Consider the following 16,519-nt stretch of genomic DNA (forward strand, 5'->3'; position numbering starts at 1 on the left):
GAAGGGGAGATACTTTTGACAAGAACGTACGTTCGGTATATAATGCTCACATATGAGGGGGATTGAGACCGTGGATGTAATGGAGAAACTAGAGATTCTGACCGCTTCCGCCAAATACGATGTGGCATGTACTTCAAGCGGTTCCGACCGCAAGGGCCAGGCCGGGGCGCTCGGCAACACCTCCGCGATGGGCATCTGTCACAGCTTCGCAGCGGACGGGCGCTGTATCTCGCTGCTGAAGGTGCTTATGACCAACGGTTGTGTATATGATTGTGCCTATTGCATCAACCGCAAATCTAACCCCATTCGCCGGGCGGCCTTCACCCCCGAAGAGATCGCAGATATCACCATGCAATTCTACCGCCGCAATTATATAGAAGGACTATTTCTTAGCTCAGGCATTATGCGCAATCCGGACTACACCACAGAGCAGTTAATTGCTGCACTTGAGCTGCTGCGCAATGTCTATCATTTCAACGGTTATATTCATGTAAAAGCCATCCCCGGAGCAGACGAAGCCCTGCTGTCCAGACTTGGGCTGCTCGCCGACCGCATGAGCGTCAACATCGAGCTGCCCTCGCAGGAGAGCCTCGGACGGCTCGCACCTGATAAGAGCAAGGTATCCATCCTGAAGCCGATGGGGCTGATTACCAGCCGGATCAAGGAGAACCGCTCCGATATCGTCAAGTATAACCATGCTCCCCGCTTCGCGCCTGCCGGACAGAGCACCCAGATGATCGTGGGAGCAACGCCAGATACCGATTACCAGATTCTGAATCTGACGGAAGGCTTATACCGCAAATACTCACTTAAGCGCGTATTCTTCTCGGCCTACACCCCGGTGGTGGAGGATTCCCTCCTGCCCGCTCTAGACACCAAGCCGCCGCTGCTGCGGGAACACCGGCTCTATCAAGCCGATTGGCTGCTGCGCTTCTACGGCTTCAAGGCGAATGAATTATTGGATGAGGCCGTGCCGAACTTCAACCCGCTGCTGGACCCCAAGTGCAGCTGGGCCGTTAACCACCGGGAGCAGTTCCCCGTTGAGATCAACCGCGCCCCGTACGAAATGCTGCTGCGTGTACCGGGCATTGGTGTTAGAAGTGCACAGCGGATCGTGAAGGCCAGACGGGCCGGATCGCTCGATTTCCACGCGCTGAAGAAGCTGGGAGTGGTCCTCAAGCGTGCCCAGTTCTTCATCACCTGCAAGGACAAACCGCTGGAAGGGCTGAAGGTAAGCGAGCATACGCTGCTCCGCTCCCTCATGTCCGGGCAGCAGCTGGCTCTCCAGCAGCCGCAGGTGGAACAGCTCACGCTGTTCGATGACTTCAACCTCTCCACCTTGCCCGCCGCCGGGGACTGGAACAGCTTCAACAAGGGGGCGAAGGCCTGATGTTCAAGCCGTCCGCACTGGCGTACACCTATGACGGAAGCTTCGAGGGTCTGCTGTGCTGTGTATTTGAGAGCTATGCCTGGAAGGAGATTCCGCTGGCAATTCATGCTGAAGGCGGAGAAATAGGCCTGCTGCTGGAAGCGAAATGGATTGAGACCGACAAGGAGAAGGCCGCGCGGGTACTGAAGTCCCTGCCGCTGCGGATCAGCCGCGAAGCCGAGGAGCTGGTGCGTCTGGGCTTCTGGAGCTGCGCCCCCGATAAGGAAATGCTGCTGCTGAACTTCCTGTATCTCGGCTTCCAGCATGGCCGCAAGGTGATGAATATGCTGGCTGATGATACTGTTAACAGTCTGATGAAGGCCGTTCAGCAGCTCCGGCATGAAGCGCATCTGTATACAGGCTTCGTCCGCTTCTCTGTATACGGCCCGGTCATGGCCGCAGTCATTGAACCGCAGGGCTATGTGCTGCCTGTAATCCGGGAACACTTCTGCGACCGGTTCCAGGGGGAGAGCTTCATGATCTACGACCAGACGCACGGGGCGGCGCTGATTCATGAGCCCGGACGGGAGGCCATCGTTCCCTTAAGCGGGTGGACTCCACCCGAGCCCGATGAGACCGAGGAAGCGTACCGCCGCTTATGGACCGGCTTCTATCACGCCATCGGCATCAAGGAGCGCCGCAATGACCGGCTGCGTTCCTCTAAGATGCCGAAGCGCTATTGGAAGCACATGTTGGAGATGAATGGGAGTAATGGTGTCCCTGTACTCACCGCGGCGCAGCGGAAGAAGGTATTGCAGCCGGAGACCTCATCGATCCCGGACACCCCGGAGACCATAATCCAGCTCCAATCATCGGACACAAAAAGCGCCCCGCAGCCATCAACATGACTAACCGGGGCGCTCCTTAATTGAAGCCTACTATATTATTAATGAAATAACACTATCGTCCTAACCTTAGTTCAAAGCCTTCCATACCCAGTTCTCAACCTCTGGGAGGTCGATGCCCTCTTCACGGATGTACGCGTGGTGCTTCTGCACCATAGCATCCATCTCGTCAGCGATAGCCTGGTATTTGCTTGCTTCCGGCAGACTCAGCACCGCTTCCTTCGTGAGGTCGAAGCGGTCCATCTGGTTGAGTACACGCATATCGAACGGTGTCGTGATGTCGCCATTCTCGCGGTAGCCGTGCACATGCAGGTTATGGTTGTGGCGGTCGAAGAACAGGTCTTTGATCAGGCCTTCATAGCCGTGGAAGGCGAAGATGACCGGTTTGTCTTTTGTGAAAAATTGATCAAACTCATCGTCAGACAAGCCGCGCGGATCGAGCTTCTGGCTTCTCAGCTTCAGCAGATCTACCACGTTGATATAGCGGATCTTCAGCTCAGGCAGCTTCTCATGCAGGATCGAGATCGCAGCCAAGGCTTCCATAGTTGGTTCTGTACCGGAAGAAGCAATTACGAGATCCGGCTCGCCGCCTTTGTCGGTGCTGGCCCAGTCAATGATTTTGAGTCCTTTAGTTACCAGCTCCTGAGCTTCATCGGCCGAGAACCACTGCGGACGCGGATGCTTGGAGGATACGATCAGGTTGATCTTCTGACGGTCATTCAGGATCGTGTCGAATACAGCCAGCAGGCTGTTCGCATCGGACGGCAGATACTCACGGATGAATTCAGGCTTCTTGTCAGCCAGATGGCCGAGCAGACCCGGATCTTGGTGGGTATAACCGTTATGGTCTTGCTGGAACACGGTCGATGTAGCGATGACGTTCAGGGATGGAATATCTTCTCTCCAGGTCTGATCTGTCGCCTTGCGCAGCCACTTGAAGTGCTGGGTGATCATCGAATCGACCACGCGCAGGAACGCTTCATAGCTGGCGAAGAATCCGTGGCGGCCGGTCAGTACGTACCCTTCCAGAATCCCCTCTGCCTGATGCTCTGATAACTGGGAGTCAATGACACGGCCATACGGAGCGAGGAATTCATCCTGCGGTTCCTGAATGGCGTCCATCCATTGGCGCTTGGTCACTTCGAATACAGGTCCCAGACGGTTGGACATGGTCTCATCCGGTCCAAAGATCCGGAAGTTGCGGTTCTCTTCGTTGAGCGTAACAACCTCTTTCAGGTATTTCCCCAGCACGGCCATATCCTGCGCAATCACTTGACCCGGAACAGAATTATCCAAGGTGTAGTTGCGGAAATTCGGCTTGTGCAGGTCTTTGATCAGCTTACCGGCATTCGTTACCGGGTTCATCCCCATACGTCTGTCGCCGGTTGGCAGAATTTCGGCCAGATCCGCGTTCAGACGGCCGTTCGCATCGAACAATTCTTCAGGTCTGTAGCTGTTCAGCCATTCCAGCAGCGCCGGAGCATGCTTCATGTTTTTCTGATCCACAGGAATCGGTACCTGGTGTGCACGGAAAGAGCCTTCGTTCGGCACGCCATCCCACGATTTCGGACCGGTCCAGCCTTTAGGGGAGCGGAAGACCAGCATCGGCCATACCGGACGGGCAGTATCGTTATTTTCACGGGCATTCTTCTGAATGGCGGCAATTCTCTCTACGATCGTATCCAGCACCTTCGCCATTTCCGGGTGCATCAGATCAGGATTCTCACCTTCCACGAAGAATGCTTCCCAGCCGTTTCCGGCAAAATAGGCGGTTAATTCTTCTCTGCTCATCCGGGAGAGGATGGTCGGGTTACTGATCTTGAAGCCGTTCAAGTGCAGAATCGGTAATACCGCACCGTCTGTAATCGGGTTGATGAACCGGTTGGACAGCCAGGAAGCGGCCAGCGGGCCAGTCTCTGCTTCACCGTCACCTACAACTACTGCGGAGATCAGATCCGGGTTATCCAGAATCGAACCCACGCTGTGCGACAGGGAGTAACCCAGCTCGCCGCCTTCATGAATCGATCCGGGTGTTTCAGGAGCCGCATGGGAGGCAACACCGCCAGGGAAGGAGAACTGCTTGAACAGCTTTTTCAGACCAGGGATGTCTTGGGTGATCTGCGGATAGATTTCGGTGTAGCTTCCGTCCAGATAAGAGTTCGACACCATCACCTGACCGCCATGGCCCGGGCCTTCAATATAGAACATGTTGAGATCATATTTAGTGATTACACGGTTCAGGTGCGCATAGATAAAGTTCTGCCCAGGGATGGTCCCCCAGTGTCCGATCGGCTTCACTTTGACGTCTGCATCCTTCAGCGGTTCTCTTAACAACGGATTATCCTTCAAATAAAGCTGGCCTACGGAGATGTAGTTCGTTGCACGCCAGTAAGCATCAAGCTTTGCCAGATACGTTTTCGAGGAATAATCCACCTGTTCGATTGTTAATCCCATGTCTTCCACTCCCTAATCTTTTTCTTTGTAAATTGAATGTATCACTTCTACAGTTACATCATACATCGGCATTTCAGAAATTCAATCTTTTTAGAAATTAATACGGTCCAATATTGTGAAATTTTGAACATAGTATGAAATTCTCTGCTAACCACGCACAAAAAGATGTTTATTTTTATAATTATGGTTTAATTTGTTATATAAAAAATCACCAAAAAAAGACCGGGACTCCTCCCGGCCTGCTATACCTAAATTATGCTATTTACACCGTCCATCCTCAATGCACAGATACGAACGTGTTAAACTTCAGATACTCATAATGGAAGCGCATATGCGAGAATTCGAACGGCGTGCCGTTATCCAGGAAGAAGATCCCCTCCATAATTCCTACGGGTTCATTCTCCTTCAGATGGAGCAACTCCTGGTCATTCGGCAGCGAAGGCTCGGCAAAAATAGACAAAAAGGATTTGGTCACCGCCAGATTGCGCGATTCCTCCAGATAATGAAAAATCGACCCCTCGATAATCGTCTGGTCGAGATTTTGCACAATTTTGATCGGAATATATCCCGTCTCAATCATGAACGGCGCACCTTCGAACAGGCGCAGACGCACGATCTTATACACGAAATCATGGGGCAACAGGAACAAATCCCGCTGAAGCTCCTGCGTGGGCCGGATGACCTCGAAGCTCAGCACCTTGATCTCCGGCTTCTTGCCGTGCATCTGGAAGTTATCCGACACCCCCAGATTAGAGCCCTCGTAATTGAAGATCGAATCGTTCTTGATGTATAACGGATTGATGAAGGTGCCGGAGCCGCGTTTCTTGAAAATAATGCCCGAGCTCTCCATCTTCATCAGCGCACGCTTAATGGTACTGCGGCTAACCTGATACGCCTCGCTGAGACTGCGCTCATCCGGCAGCTTCATATCGGCGTACTGCCCGGCAAAGATCTTCGTTTTGAGGTCAGCAATAATCTGCTTGTAGACAAATTGGGTCATGGGGGGCTCCTTCGTCGGGTCTTTGCAGAACAAGTTCATTCAAGATTAAATATATCATAATTTAGATAGGGCAAAAAGGATGAATCCACGGATTCACCCTTTCTGACGCTTGTTGTCCCAATCCCTATACCATTTGACAATCTCCCGGCTCGGTTTCTCCGCAACCTCTGCTTCCATGACCGTTTCCAGCAATACATACTGTCTTTGCACCAGAAAATGAAAGCCCATTCTATCCGATATTTGCATGTACAATAATTGCGCTTGCTCCTCTAACGGATAGCGGGTGCAGACCTGTTCAATATGCTTGAAGGCCTGTTCATATTCTGCATTCCCCATATACCAGCGGACCAGATTCAGCTTCAGCCGAATCCACTGCAGCTGGAATCTCTGCCGTTCAAGCTCCGCCCACACATAATCGTACCCCTCCAGATATTCGCTCTTGAACAGCTTCAGGATTCGTTCGTATTCGGGCAGGGTGTCATTCGAGAGCTCTAACCCCGCTTGGATAAAGCGGTCAAACTCATCAACGTCCAGGCAGATGCCATTCAGCTTGAGCAGATAGCCGTCCGCCGTATTTTGCAGGAGAATCCGTTCTCTGCTGAAGGGCTCCAGCATCTTGCGGATATGATACACAGCTGTATATAACTGCGGATAGGCCCTGTTCGGATCAAAATCAGCCCACAGCAATTCAATAAGGGTGGCTTTACTGACCACTTTGCCGCGATGATGCAGCAGGTAAAAGAAGATTTCCTGCGCCTTCGCCGTTCTCCATTGCAGTGACGGAAGCTCCTGGCTCCCTTCGTAGATCCGGAAGGCATCGAGCATCAGCATTCTCCAGCTTGTCTGCGCTGACGCTGCCCGGGCTACCAGGCCAGGCTTCTGCTGAGCATTCAATCTCCGAACTGTAAGCTTCAGACGGTCCGTATGAATCGGCTTAAGCAAATAATCCAGGGCATTCAGCTCAAAAGCCTTGATCGCATACTTATCATATGCCGTTACGAATACAACCTGCAGATCGGGTCTCTGTTCAAGCAGCCTTTCCGCCAGCTCAATCCCGCTCAGCTCCGGTAAATGAATATCGAGAAACACAATATCGGTCTCGGTCTCCTCTACCTTTTGCTGCCCTTGCAGCGGATCGGTATATTTGCCGATAATCTCGAAACACCCAAGTGCATGCAATTGGCGTTCCAAAGCCTTTAGTGCCAATTCTTCATCGTCAATCAGGATTGCTTTCATTCGGATCTCCTTCGCAACTGGAAATCGGTACGGTTTTATAACCATTATACTTCAAATTTAATGATTTAGGGGCTGGAGGAGAAATGATCTCTCCTCCAACCCCTATCCATTTATTCTGTAACCCGTTGTTCCTTCTGTTCACTGTCGATCCGGTACTGATGGTCGATGATAGCCTCCTGGATATCCAGGTAGGCCCAATGATTCTTGGAGACATCCGGGAATTTCACCGCATCTGCTCCATGGAGCGGGCCGCGGTCAAACATCTGATTAACAATGACTACTGCTTCCGCACGGGTCAGAAAAGCATTCGGCTTGAAGCTGCCGTCCGGGTAGCCCTTGAGCAGGCCTGCCGACACGTTGGCTTCAATTACAGCCTGGGCCCAATGTCCAGTTGTATCGCTGAAGCTCGATTTTCCGTCTGCCGGTACCGCAAGCTTCAGGTAGTTGGCAGCAGCAGCGGCCATCTCTGCTCTCGTAATCGGTGCATTCCCCCGGAATTTCCCGGCCGGATCACCCTTCATCACGCCCTGTGCATTCACGAAGGCAATAGCTGCTGCCGCATAATGGCGGACAGCCACATCCGGGAAGGGAGGAGTGCCTACAGCCGCACTAGCATCATAGCCCAGGTTCCGGGCAATCATAAGTGCCATCTGCGAGCGCGTTACCCGATCGTCCGGCTTGAATTGACCATCCGGGAAGCCAACGATATAGGATACATGCGTAGCAGGCGACTGATTATTGAAGTTGATAATCGTAAAGGTACTGAATTTGCTTACCGAGAATTCCAGTCCAAGCAGTCCCTCTTTATAGGTAACCGCTTTGCCTTTGACAACCTCTTTCGTGCCGTCAGTGTGTTCAATGAAAATACCGAGCTGTGCGAGGAAGGCATTACGCGCCGCTTCGTTCGCAGGCAGCTTCACATCTTTGAGCGGCAGAATCAGAGTTACCGCCCGGCTGGACAGGTTCGTCTCGATGGTCATCGGTCTTGCGACCACTTCGATTTTGTTGTCCTTCGCCACTTCACGGACCACAGCCTCAAGTGTGGCTCTCTTCTCAATCTCATTGCGCTCTGCTGCATTCCTTACCGGTACTAGCCGGAAATAGAAATCCTGCCCGATTCCTTCCAGAGAAGCGTTCGGGATACGGATGATCGCATTCTCTGTGTAGATTTCAAGCACAATGCCATTCTCTTTCAGCAATTTGGCAGTCTCTGCCGGAATCTGGACATTCACTTCGCTGACATTGTCTGCCGGATCCGGAATGACCACACGGGCGATGCTTTGTCCCGTCTCTTTTGCTTTCTTCACTGCCTCTTCGGCCTTATCCTTGGTGAAGCGGACCAGATCCGTTATCGTTCCGTTGCTGTGAGTCGTCCGCTGGACCGGCACTTTCGTGATGCCAGCCGCATTGGCTCCGCCGATGGCCACATCTACCTGAATCACTTCGGTCTTGGATGTTTCAGGAGCTGCTGGAGCCGGAGCGGAACCTCCGCCTCCGCCTGAAGATACAGGCTCTTGTCTGGTAATGATTACTGTATACGTGTTGGTTCCGCCTGCGGAATCTTTGACGGTCACTACAACCTCATTCTGTCCTACCTTCAGCGGGAGCGCTGCGCTCCAGTCGCCGCTCTTCACCTGTACCGGAGCTTCACCCGCAATGCTGAGCGTTACTACGGCTCCCGGGTCCAGCGTAAACGGCTTAAGGGAAATTTCATACACACTATTGCTTACAGTTGCTTCATACTTATCAATTTCGGGCTTGAACTCCGGCTGCAAGGTACCGCTGGAAGGCTCAAGTGAAACCAGCTTCCCGCTGGCGCGGATGACCTGAATTTGGTATTGCCCCAGCTTAATGCCTGGGTTCTTCGCATCCACAATATCCACCTGAATGGTATTCAGCCCTTCCTGAAGCGGCAGCTTGCTCCAGTCACCGTCAGGCACCTCTACACCGTTCAGGCTTACCTTGCGCAGCGTATCGTTATCTCCTGCTGGAGCAAGATTCAGGGCGATGGAATCCGTCTCATTAGGCACGGTTGCCAGGTAGCCGCTTGGTACATCCGGCTGGAAGCCTGGACTTAAGGATACCGGCTTATCCCCGGCACTCAATCCCAGACCGTTCTCCGGCAGCTTGCCGCCGTCTGCGATATATTTGCCGTCTCCGCCGAGATCAATCCCCGGCTGCAATCCCGTAAGCGGGTTATGCTTATTGCCATTCTCGGTCACACTTCCAAGCTCCGGATCGTAGCTGAGCAGACCGCCCTTATGATCAGAAGGAATGGGAACGATAAGTTCATTGCCGTTGATTTCAAAAGGTCCCTGAAGCGGCACACCGCCGTAAGTGAACCCGGACAGATCGGTCAGATCGTTGATCGGCTTGTTGAACACCAGCTTGAGCTGCCCTTCTTCGGGATACGCAGCAACGAGCTCAAGTGGAATCACATTATTATTCTTCGTAATGCCTGACTGGTCGCCGGCCTGAATCGGCTTCAATTCGTTCAGGACATTGCCTTCAGCCGTAACATTACCGGCAGCAGGGTCGTACCCTACGACCAATGCATCATCTGGACCGAGCGCTTCCTCCAGAACGACTTCTACTTTATCGCCCTGTACGGACTTCACCGCAATAACCTTCCGTCCATCGACGGTAAGTCCCGTGAAATCAGCATCAGTCAATGCAGCGCCTACAGGCTGGTTGAACGTCAATACAGCGTGATCCGGCTGACCTTCGTTTACCGCCACATGGGTCAATTCCAGCTGCGGCACAGTGAACGGCACCAGCTTCGTTTCTTTTCTTACTTCATCACCGAATGTCTTGGTCGAAGTCACCGCCACATGGTAGGAACCCGGCGCCAGCGGTCCCGGCAGCTTGGTATCCCACTTATAGACATCATCAGTTACCGTAATGCCTACTTCAAGATCGAACAGATAGGCATTAGGATGAACGTCCACTTTATAGACAGCAGCCGTAACTACCGAGTCCAGTGCAGCTTGTCCGGTTACCGGGAGCGGGAAGTCTGCTCCGTATACCTCAGTATCCTTGGGAGGCGTTTCAATCTGCAAGGAATCCCCGAACGGTCCGTTCGCGATCAGCGTAAAGTCGGAAACCGGCTCTTGTCCCGGCGTCTGAGCTTCGATTGCCGACTCTGCGGAATTGTATTCGATTCGAACCACAGGGTCATTGGACAACGGGCTGGCCAGGGTCAGAATAATGACACTAGGATCTTGGTCGGATACTACAGCATTCGTAAGATCCACCAATTTTCCGTCCAGTGTTACTCTGAAGTCATCCGTAGTATCCGTATCGCCTTCATTGAACTTGATAGGCTTGTCGAACTTAATGGATACCTGATTGTTGCTGCCCTCGGTATAGCTTGCGTTGTCAGCTACTGGCGGTTGCTTAACCAGTCCGGCAATGGCATCCTCCAGACCCTTACGGGCGGCTTCAATCTCTTCCGGGGTAGCATGGTCATCTTCAAGGACAGCTTTGGCTGCATCCGATGCATTCTTGAGAACCGCCAGAGAGGCCTTTGTATATTCCTGCGGCTCAAGATTAAGATAGCCCTCTGCGGTATCGTTGTCCTGCTTCAGTGGGGTTTTGTCCACTAGAGTAATGGTTGTGTTAATGCTGGTGGTGGAATCTCCTGGCATGCCGCCGTATTCAACAAGGTAGGCATCTACTTTGTTGTCGATTGCATAATCATTCCATTTACTTTTATATTGACCGCTAGAATAAATATGGACCACATGCTCGAACGTGGCGTCATTGGGTTCTCCCGTAGCCCAGTTAGCGTACATAGTGCCGTAAGTTGCATCGGTAACATTGGGAACTGTGGCAGTATCATTATTTTTTCCATTAATGTTATACCCCTTATAGAAAGGAAGGCCGGATTTGCCTTCGTATTGCACCATTCCTTCTGGTCCGGTTACCCAGCGCCAATCGCCGTAGCCGTTATATTTTCCAATGCTCTGCAAGGTAGAGACATTTTGGGTGGCCTTTCCGTTCCCGTCTACCGCCCGGGCTACATCTTTCCCGCCAATCCAGCCAATTACCGGAGTCTTATCGACAATAAAAGCGTTCTCATCCGGGTCAGTAATCGTCACCAGATACCCTTGACGTCCATAATAACTCTTCTTCTCGGCATCCGCCTTGGCTTTCGGCCACTTGATGCTGGTTTCCGCCACATACTCATAAAAATGGCCGTTTTTATTAAAGGAAGGGACAGAACCAAGGCCGAAGGTCAGACTGCGCTCTCCTGGCGATGTCATGGTAAATTTGGCGTTCTCCAGTACATTCTGATACACTTCGGTCGAAGCCTCGCCTTTTAAGATATAAACACCGTTCCCTGTGACGGAAATAGCTGTAATTCCTGTACCGGCAGTTACGAACGTAATCTGGTCACCCTGCTTGTACCCGTTAATGACAATCGTTGCACCCGTCATCATTTCACCAGGATCTGCGGTTATAGATAGCTCCGGGAAGGTTAAGTTTACAGCATTGCTGCCGTCTTTGGTGAAGCTCCGGTACTTCTCCGAAGTGAAAATTTGTTCCGAACCATCATTATCCGCTACAGCCGCATGGGCCACGGGTCCGGCCAGCGCAAAGTTGGCAGCAACCAGCGCAATCGACAACGAGGCTGCCAGAGCGCGGGAACCTCTTTTATTCCATTTCTTCGATGTTGTCATCTTTTTTTTGTTCTCCTCATCTAAAGGGACTTTTATTGGATCAGCCGACACTTCCTATTGTTCATAGAGCGCTTGCCTATTACCTGTAAAATCCTCCCTTCCTTTGCAGACGTTCACCAAATCGTGCGATACGGATACCGACAGGTTGTGTATAATAATCTCTTAGTTTCTAATAGTATCCGACAGTCCTCTACATTAACTCTACAAATCCCCTTTTTTGTGACAAATATCATTGCATAATTGCGAATCTCATCCAACCTTGGGTAGCGGTTCATTTGAAAAGTTAAAAAAAGACACCCTAAGGGTGCCCTGATTGATCCTGCGGATAGCTTATTTCCGTTAATTCACCGGGATATACATCTTCTGAACCTCCTGCACCCCGGGCTTAAACCCGAGATTATAGTACACGGATTCCGCATCATTTCCCTCCATTACATACAATCTCAGCAGCGGATAAGTCCCCTTCAGCATCGTCAGTGCTCTTTGCAGCATCCGTGTAGCCAGTCTTCTCCCACGATAGGCGGGGTTAACGCCGATGCTATAGACTGCCGCCACATGATCCTGCAGACACAGCCGGCAATTGGCAATGAGCTGTCCCGTGGCCTTATCAAATACCAGTGTGGAGGCCTGTGTTAATTTTTCATTAGAGTAACTAGGATCAGTAGGCAGGAAATCTTTCACAGCAGTTTGCTTCCGCCGGGTCGCATCTAAGCCCCCTCTAAAGCTCTCAAAATCACAGCGGGCAATCTCTTCTGCAAGGATGAACCTTTTGCCTCCCGCCTCAGTTACTTCCACTTCAGGACTCTCAATCCTCAGACTGTCCTCCCAGTTCACATGAAAATATTCTGTAGGCCGCTGCATCCAGCGGCATCTGAATTCATCCGGCCAGAAGCCTGCCCGCGCGTATAGCTGAACCTGATCCGGCAGAACCTCATAGGTCCGTATCGGTTCCTTCCGGTCAGACCACTGAATCAACAACTTTTTAAGCTGCTTCAATATTCCGAATGAATCGTTAAACGGAGGGATTACAAAGAGATGGTAGATCACATTCGGTGACATCCGGACTCCGCCGATTCTACTCTCCCCCTTGTATATCCAAAAGGCATTCCTGCGCGGATTCGTATAACCTTCTTCTCTAAAAAAGCCGTTATACTGCATGTTATAATAGACGGAGCAATATACTCCCCACTCCTCGGGCTCTGCTCTGCGGATAGACCATTCACCATTTAAATCGTAGGATATCGTATCTTCAGACCATTGCTTTACACTCATCCTGCACTCCTCCTTATACCTCCAGCCATTCGGCTGCACTCACATAGACCTTCCTTTTGATCTTAACAAGGCCATGTGCCCATTCAAATATAGGAAACTGCTATAAAAAGACTCTACTGTTTGTTGTTTTCTCAAATATAGGGTATATTGTCAGACCGCAACTGTCTTATAATGGAATTGGGCGGGATTCTTCGGTCATTTATGAACGCGCGTTCATAGCCCTGCCTGTCATCTATCATGAGGAGGAATGGTTATGCAATACGGTCATTTTGACGACAAGAACAAAGAGTACCTGATTACGAAGCCGAATACGCCTGCTCCTTGGGCCAACTATCTCGGTTCGCCGGAATACGGTGCGATTATCTCAGGTAACGCCGGGGGCTACAGCTTCGTGAAATCCGGGGCCAACGGACGGCATATCCGCTATCACTTCAACTCCAAGGACGAGCCTGGGCGCTACATTTATGTCAAAGACCTGGAGAATGGGGATTATTGGTCCGGCTCCTGGCAGCCGGTAGGCAAGGATCTGGAGCAATACAAGTCCGTCTGCCATCATGGAACCGGATACACGAACATCGTCTCAGATTATGACAACATTCATACCGAGTCCTTATACTACGTACCGCTGAACAAGACCTATGAAGTATGGCGCATGAAGATCCGCAATGACGGCACTACGGCGCGCAAGCTGGCCCTCTTCGGCTTCGCCGAATTCACCAATGACAACAACTATGAGCAAGATACTGTGAACCTGCAATACACGCTGTTTATTTCCCGGACCTACTTCAAGCACGATAAAATTCTTCAAGTCATCAATGAAAACATCGCGGGAGAGCAAACCTGGAGATTCTTCGGCGCGGCCGGAGCAGAGGTGGCCGGTTATGACGGGGACCGCGATACGTTCCTTGGAGATTACCGCAGCTACGGGAATCCGCTCTCTGTGGAGAACGGTCAATGCTCCAATTCGCTGAACTATAATACCAATGCCTGCGGTGCCTTGCAGCTCAATGTGGAGCTACAGCCGGGGGAAGAGAAGGAAGTCGCCTTCCTGCTGGGACAATATGATGAAGAGGGAGCCTCCGGCATTCTTAGCCACTACCAGGATTTGTCCGTGGTAGACCGGGAGCTTGAAGAGCTGAAGACCTTCTGGCACAGCAAGCTTAACCGCTTCCAGGTGCAGACGCCAAGCAGCAATCTGAACCATATGATCAACACGTGGAATGCTTACCAGTGCTTCATTACCTTCATCTGGTCGCGTGCTGCCTCCTTCCAGTACTCCGGACTGCGCAACGGGCTCGGCTACCGGGATACGGTGCAGGACATCCAGGGCATTATCCACTTGGACCATGAGATGGCCCTCGAACGCCTGCGGCTGATGATCTCTGCCCAGGTATCCAATGGCGGCGGGCTGCCGCTGGTGAAATTCGACCATAATCCGGGTCATGAAGGAACACCGGACGACCCAGAGTATGTGCGGGAGACCGGACATCCCCACTACCGGGCCGACGATGCACTGTGGCTATTCCCGACGGTAATCAAGTATCTGAATGAGAGCGGGAACTGGGACTTCACCGATGAGGTCATTCCTTATTCGGATCAAGGCGAAGCTACGGTATATGAGCACCTGCGGCAGGCACTTCAATTCAGTCTCGACCGGATGGGTGCCCACGGCATGCCGGTTGGACTTCATGCCGACTGGAACGATTGCCTGCGGCTTGGCGCCAAGGGTGAATCACTGTTCGTGGCCTTCCAGCTGTACATGGGCTTCAAGGTATTCATGGACATCGCGGAGAACAAGAACAAGCCGGAGGATGCTGCGTGGGCACAAGGCCTGCTGGAGGAGCTGGACGGTAATATCCAGAAGTATGCCTGGGAGAAGGATCAGTTCGTCCGCGGCTTCACCGAGGACAACTATACCATCGGCTCCTGGGAGAAGGATGAGGGCCGAATCTGGCTGAACCCGCAGAGCTGGTCGGTGCTAAGCGGTGCGGCCCGCCCGGAACAGGCCAAGCTCGCCATGGACAAGGTCTATGACAATCTGCGGACCGATTACGGCACGATGCTGTTCTACCCCCCATTCCGCAAATACGGCTTGCCGGTAGCACTGATGGCGCTGTTCAACGCTTCGACCAAGGAGAACGGCGGCATCTTCAGCCAGCCGCAGGGCTGGCTTATCCTGGCGGAGACGGTGATCGGCAACGGTGAACGCGCGTTCGAGTATTTCCTGAACTGCAGTCCGGCCACCATGAACGACCATGCAGAGGTCCGTAAGCTAGAGCCTTACGTCCACGGCCAATTCGTGGAGTCCAAGGACAGCCCGTATCAGGGCCGGGCCCATGTGCACTGGCTGACAGGCACAGCCTCCACTGTTATGGTCTCACTGGCAGAGGGCATTATGGGCGTTCAGCCGCAGAAGGACGGCCTCCGTCTGGACCCGTGTGTCCCTTCGGACTGGACCGACTTCTCCATGGTGCGCGAATTCCGCGGGAAGAAGCTGAACATCAAGGTAGAGAACAAGAACGGCGTCCAGAAGGGCGTCTCCCGCATCGTCATCAATGGCGAAGAAATCCAGGGCAACCTGATTCCTGTGTCCCGGATGGCGGCAGAGAACGAAGTGCTGGTTGTGATGGGCTAGCTTCAAGCCGGTCCAAGGAACGGCATAGTGTATATACGAAGAAGGAGAGCAGCCCCGCCGGGTGCTCTCCTTCTTTTGGCATCACGCATCATGTTACTTCAAAATCTTATTCAGCTCTTCTGCCGACTTCCTGCTGTTCGCTCTGGCATAGAAGTAGAACGCAACCGTATGCAGGATCACGGATAACAGCAGCATTCCAGGCCACCAGGCACTGATGGAATCGAACATCTCGACAGAGAACAACCACACCATGCCCATTCCGCCTGCAATACTGAGAATCGATCCAATAAGAATATTCCACAGCGGCTTCAGCGTGAAGTGATTCCACAGCACATTGTACATGACGCCGAATAGCACAGCAGCGATGGCGGCGATGCCCGCCAGACGCCACAGATACAGCATCTCCACTGGCTGATCCCTGAAGAACACCGTTAACAGCAGCGTGACCCAGAGTGACGTAAGGGTAAATACCTGAAAGAATGCTTGCTTGAGCTGATTAGCCATGATAACTCCTCCTGAAATGATTGATATAGTAGCGGCTGACAGTATAAGAACTACCATTCGTCAGCAGGACTTCCACCCGCGCATTAGCGGTTGCCGAGAATTCTTTGATATAGCGGGTATTGATGATGGTCTGGTTGTTGATCTTGATGAACCCGGGCGCATCCAGCGCATCCAGCGCAAACTTCAGCCTCGTGTTCAGCAGGTACATCTCTCCGGTAATCAGGTGTACACTGCACATCCGGTCTTCCACTTCGATTACCGCAACCTTGCTTGTCTCCAGGGAGACCTGGCGGTTATTGCTGGCATTGATCACTATGATCCGCTTCTCTGCTGCTTGAAAGGCTGCCTCAAGATTCTTCCAATGCTCCTGCTCCGCCGGATGCGTAACGACCTTAGCCCATCCCCGGTTCATGCCGGTGTCTGCTTCAAATCTAATCTCCAACTGGCACTGCCTCCTCTCAA

10 protein-coding genes are annotated in these 16,519 nt (G+C 52.2%); 3 read left to right on the forward strand and 7 right to left on the reverse strand.

What is annotated here, in order from left to right; all coding sequences use genetic code 11:
• Positions 1 to 79: 79 nt before the first annotated feature.
• Together NSS64_RS27460 and NSS64_RS27465 are read left to right on the forward strand one after the other, a co-directional pair.
• Positions 80 to 1,390: a putative DNA modification/repair radical SAM protein gene (locus NSS64_RS27460; protein ID WP_341142910.1), complete on the forward strand. Its 1,311-nt coding sequence runs from the start codon at positions 80 to 82 to the stop codon at positions 1,388 to 1,390.
• Positions 1,390 to 2,277 carry a TIGR03915 family putative DNA repair protein gene (locus NSS64_RS27465; protein WP_341142223.1) on the forward strand — a complete coding sequence of 296 codons (888 nt, stop codon included), beginning with the start codon at positions 1,390 to 1,392 and terminating at the stop codon, positions 2,275 to 2,277. The genes NSS64_RS27460 and NSS64_RS27465 overlap by 1 nt, the downstream gene beginning before the upstream one ends.
• Before the next feature lie 66 nt (positions 2,278 to 2,343).
• On the opposite strand, the gene NSS64_RS27470 is transcribed toward NSS64_RS27465, so the two are convergent.
• The 5 genes from NSS64_RS27470 to NSS64_RS27490 form a co-directional block, all read right to left on the reverse strand.
• Positions 2,344 to 4,728, reverse strand: a complete 2,385-nt coding sequence (locus tag NSS64_RS27470; RefSeq protein WP_341142224.1) for a phosphoketolase family protein — start codon at positions 4,726 to 4,728, stop codon at positions 2,344 to 2,346.
• Between the two features lie 277 nt (positions 4,729 to 5,005).
• The gene (locus NSS64_RS27475; protein ID WP_340945495.1) at positions 5,006 to 5,728 is read right to left on the reverse strand and encodes a GntR family transcriptional regulator; all 723 of its coding nucleotides are present in this window, start codon (positions 5,726 to 5,728) and stop codon (positions 5,006 to 5,008) included.
• A 93-nt stretch (positions 5,729 to 5,821) separates the two neighbouring features.
• Entirely contained in the window at positions 5,822 to 6,964 is a 1,143-nt protein-coding gene (locus tag NSS64_RS27480) for a response regulator (protein WP_340945498.1), read from the reverse strand.
• A 110-nt stretch (positions 6,965 to 7,074) separates the two neighbouring features.
• Positions 7,075 to 11,646 carry an S-layer homology domain-containing protein gene (locus NSS64_RS27485; protein WP_341142225.1) on the reverse strand — a complete coding sequence of 1,524 codons (4,572 nt, stop codon included), beginning with the start codon at positions 11,644 to 11,646 and terminating at the stop codon, positions 7,075 to 7,077.
• Positions 11,647 to 11,985: 339 nt separating this feature from the next.
• Entirely contained in the window at positions 11,986 to 12,918 is a 933-nt protein-coding gene (locus tag NSS64_RS27490; RefSeq protein ID WP_341142226.1) for a GNAT family N-acetyltransferase, read from the reverse strand.
• 253 nt (positions 12,919 to 13,171) lie between these two features.
• On the opposite strand from NSS64_RS27490, the gene NSS64_RS27495 reads away from it, so the two are divergent.
• On the forward strand, positions 13,172 to 15,553 hold the full coding sequence (locus tag NSS64_RS27495; RefSeq protein WP_341142227.1) for a GH36-type glycosyl hydrolase domain-containing protein: 2,382 nt from the start codon (positions 13,172 to 13,174) through the stop codon (positions 15,551 to 15,553).
• Between the two features lie 93 nt (positions 15,554 to 15,646).
• On the opposite strand, the gene NSS64_RS27500 is transcribed toward NSS64_RS27495, so the two are convergent.
• Positions 15,647 to 16,057 (reverse strand): hypothetical protein, encoded by a 411-nt coding sequence (locus tag NSS64_RS27500; protein ID WP_340945505.1) that lies wholly within the window; start codon positions 16,055 to 16,057, stop codon positions 15,647 to 15,649.
• A complete protein-coding gene (locus NSS64_RS27505; RefSeq protein WP_341142228.1) occupies positions 16,050 to 16,499 on the reverse strand; it encodes a LytTR family DNA-binding domain-containing protein in 450 nt (149 codons plus the stop codon). Before NSS64_RS27505 ends, NSS64_RS27500 begins: the two co-directional genes overlap by 8 nt.
• Positions 16,500 to 16,519: the final 20 nt, after the last annotated feature.

This window comes from Paenibacillus sp. FSL H8-0122 (assembly GCF_038005345.1).
GTDB lineage: Bacteria > Bacillota > Bacilli > Paenibacillales > Paenibacillaceae > Paenibacillus_AQ.

Bases quoted from the DNA above. Each gene is read 5' to 3' on its own strand.
- NSS64_RS27460 (WP_341142910.1), top strand. From the start codon at position 80: ATGGAGAAACTAGAGATTCTGACCGCTTCCGCCAAATACGATGTGGCA.
- NSS64_RS27465 (WP_341142223.1), top strand. From the start codon at position 1,390: ATGTTCAAGCCGTCCGCACTGGCGTACACCTATGACGGAAGCTTCGAG.
- NSS64_RS27470 (WP_341142224.1), bottom strand. From the start codon at position 4,728: ATGGGATTAACAATCGAACAGGTGGATTATTCCTCGAAAACGTATCTG.
- NSS64_RS27475 (WP_340945495.1), bottom strand. From the start codon at position 5,728: ATGACCCAATTTGTCTACAAGCAGATTATTGCTGACCTCAAAACGAAG.
- NSS64_RS27480 (WP_340945498.1), bottom strand. From the start codon at position 6,964: ATGAAAGCAATCCTGATTGACGATGAAGAATTGGCACTAAAGGCTTTG.
- NSS64_RS27485 (WP_341142225.1), bottom strand. From the start codon at position 11,646: ATGACAACATCGAAGAAATGGAATAAAAGAGGTTCCCGCGCTCTGGCA.
- NSS64_RS27490 (WP_341142226.1), bottom strand. From the start codon at position 12,918: ATGAGTGTAAAGCAATGGTCTGAAGATACGATATCCTACGATTTAAAT.
- NSS64_RS27495 (WP_341142227.1), top strand. From the start codon at position 13,172: ATGCAATACGGTCATTTTGACGACAAGAACAAAGAGTACCTGATTACG.
- NSS64_RS27500 (WP_340945505.1), bottom strand. From the start codon at position 16,057: ATGGCTAATCAGCTCAAGCAAGCATTCTTTCAGGTATTTACCCTTACG.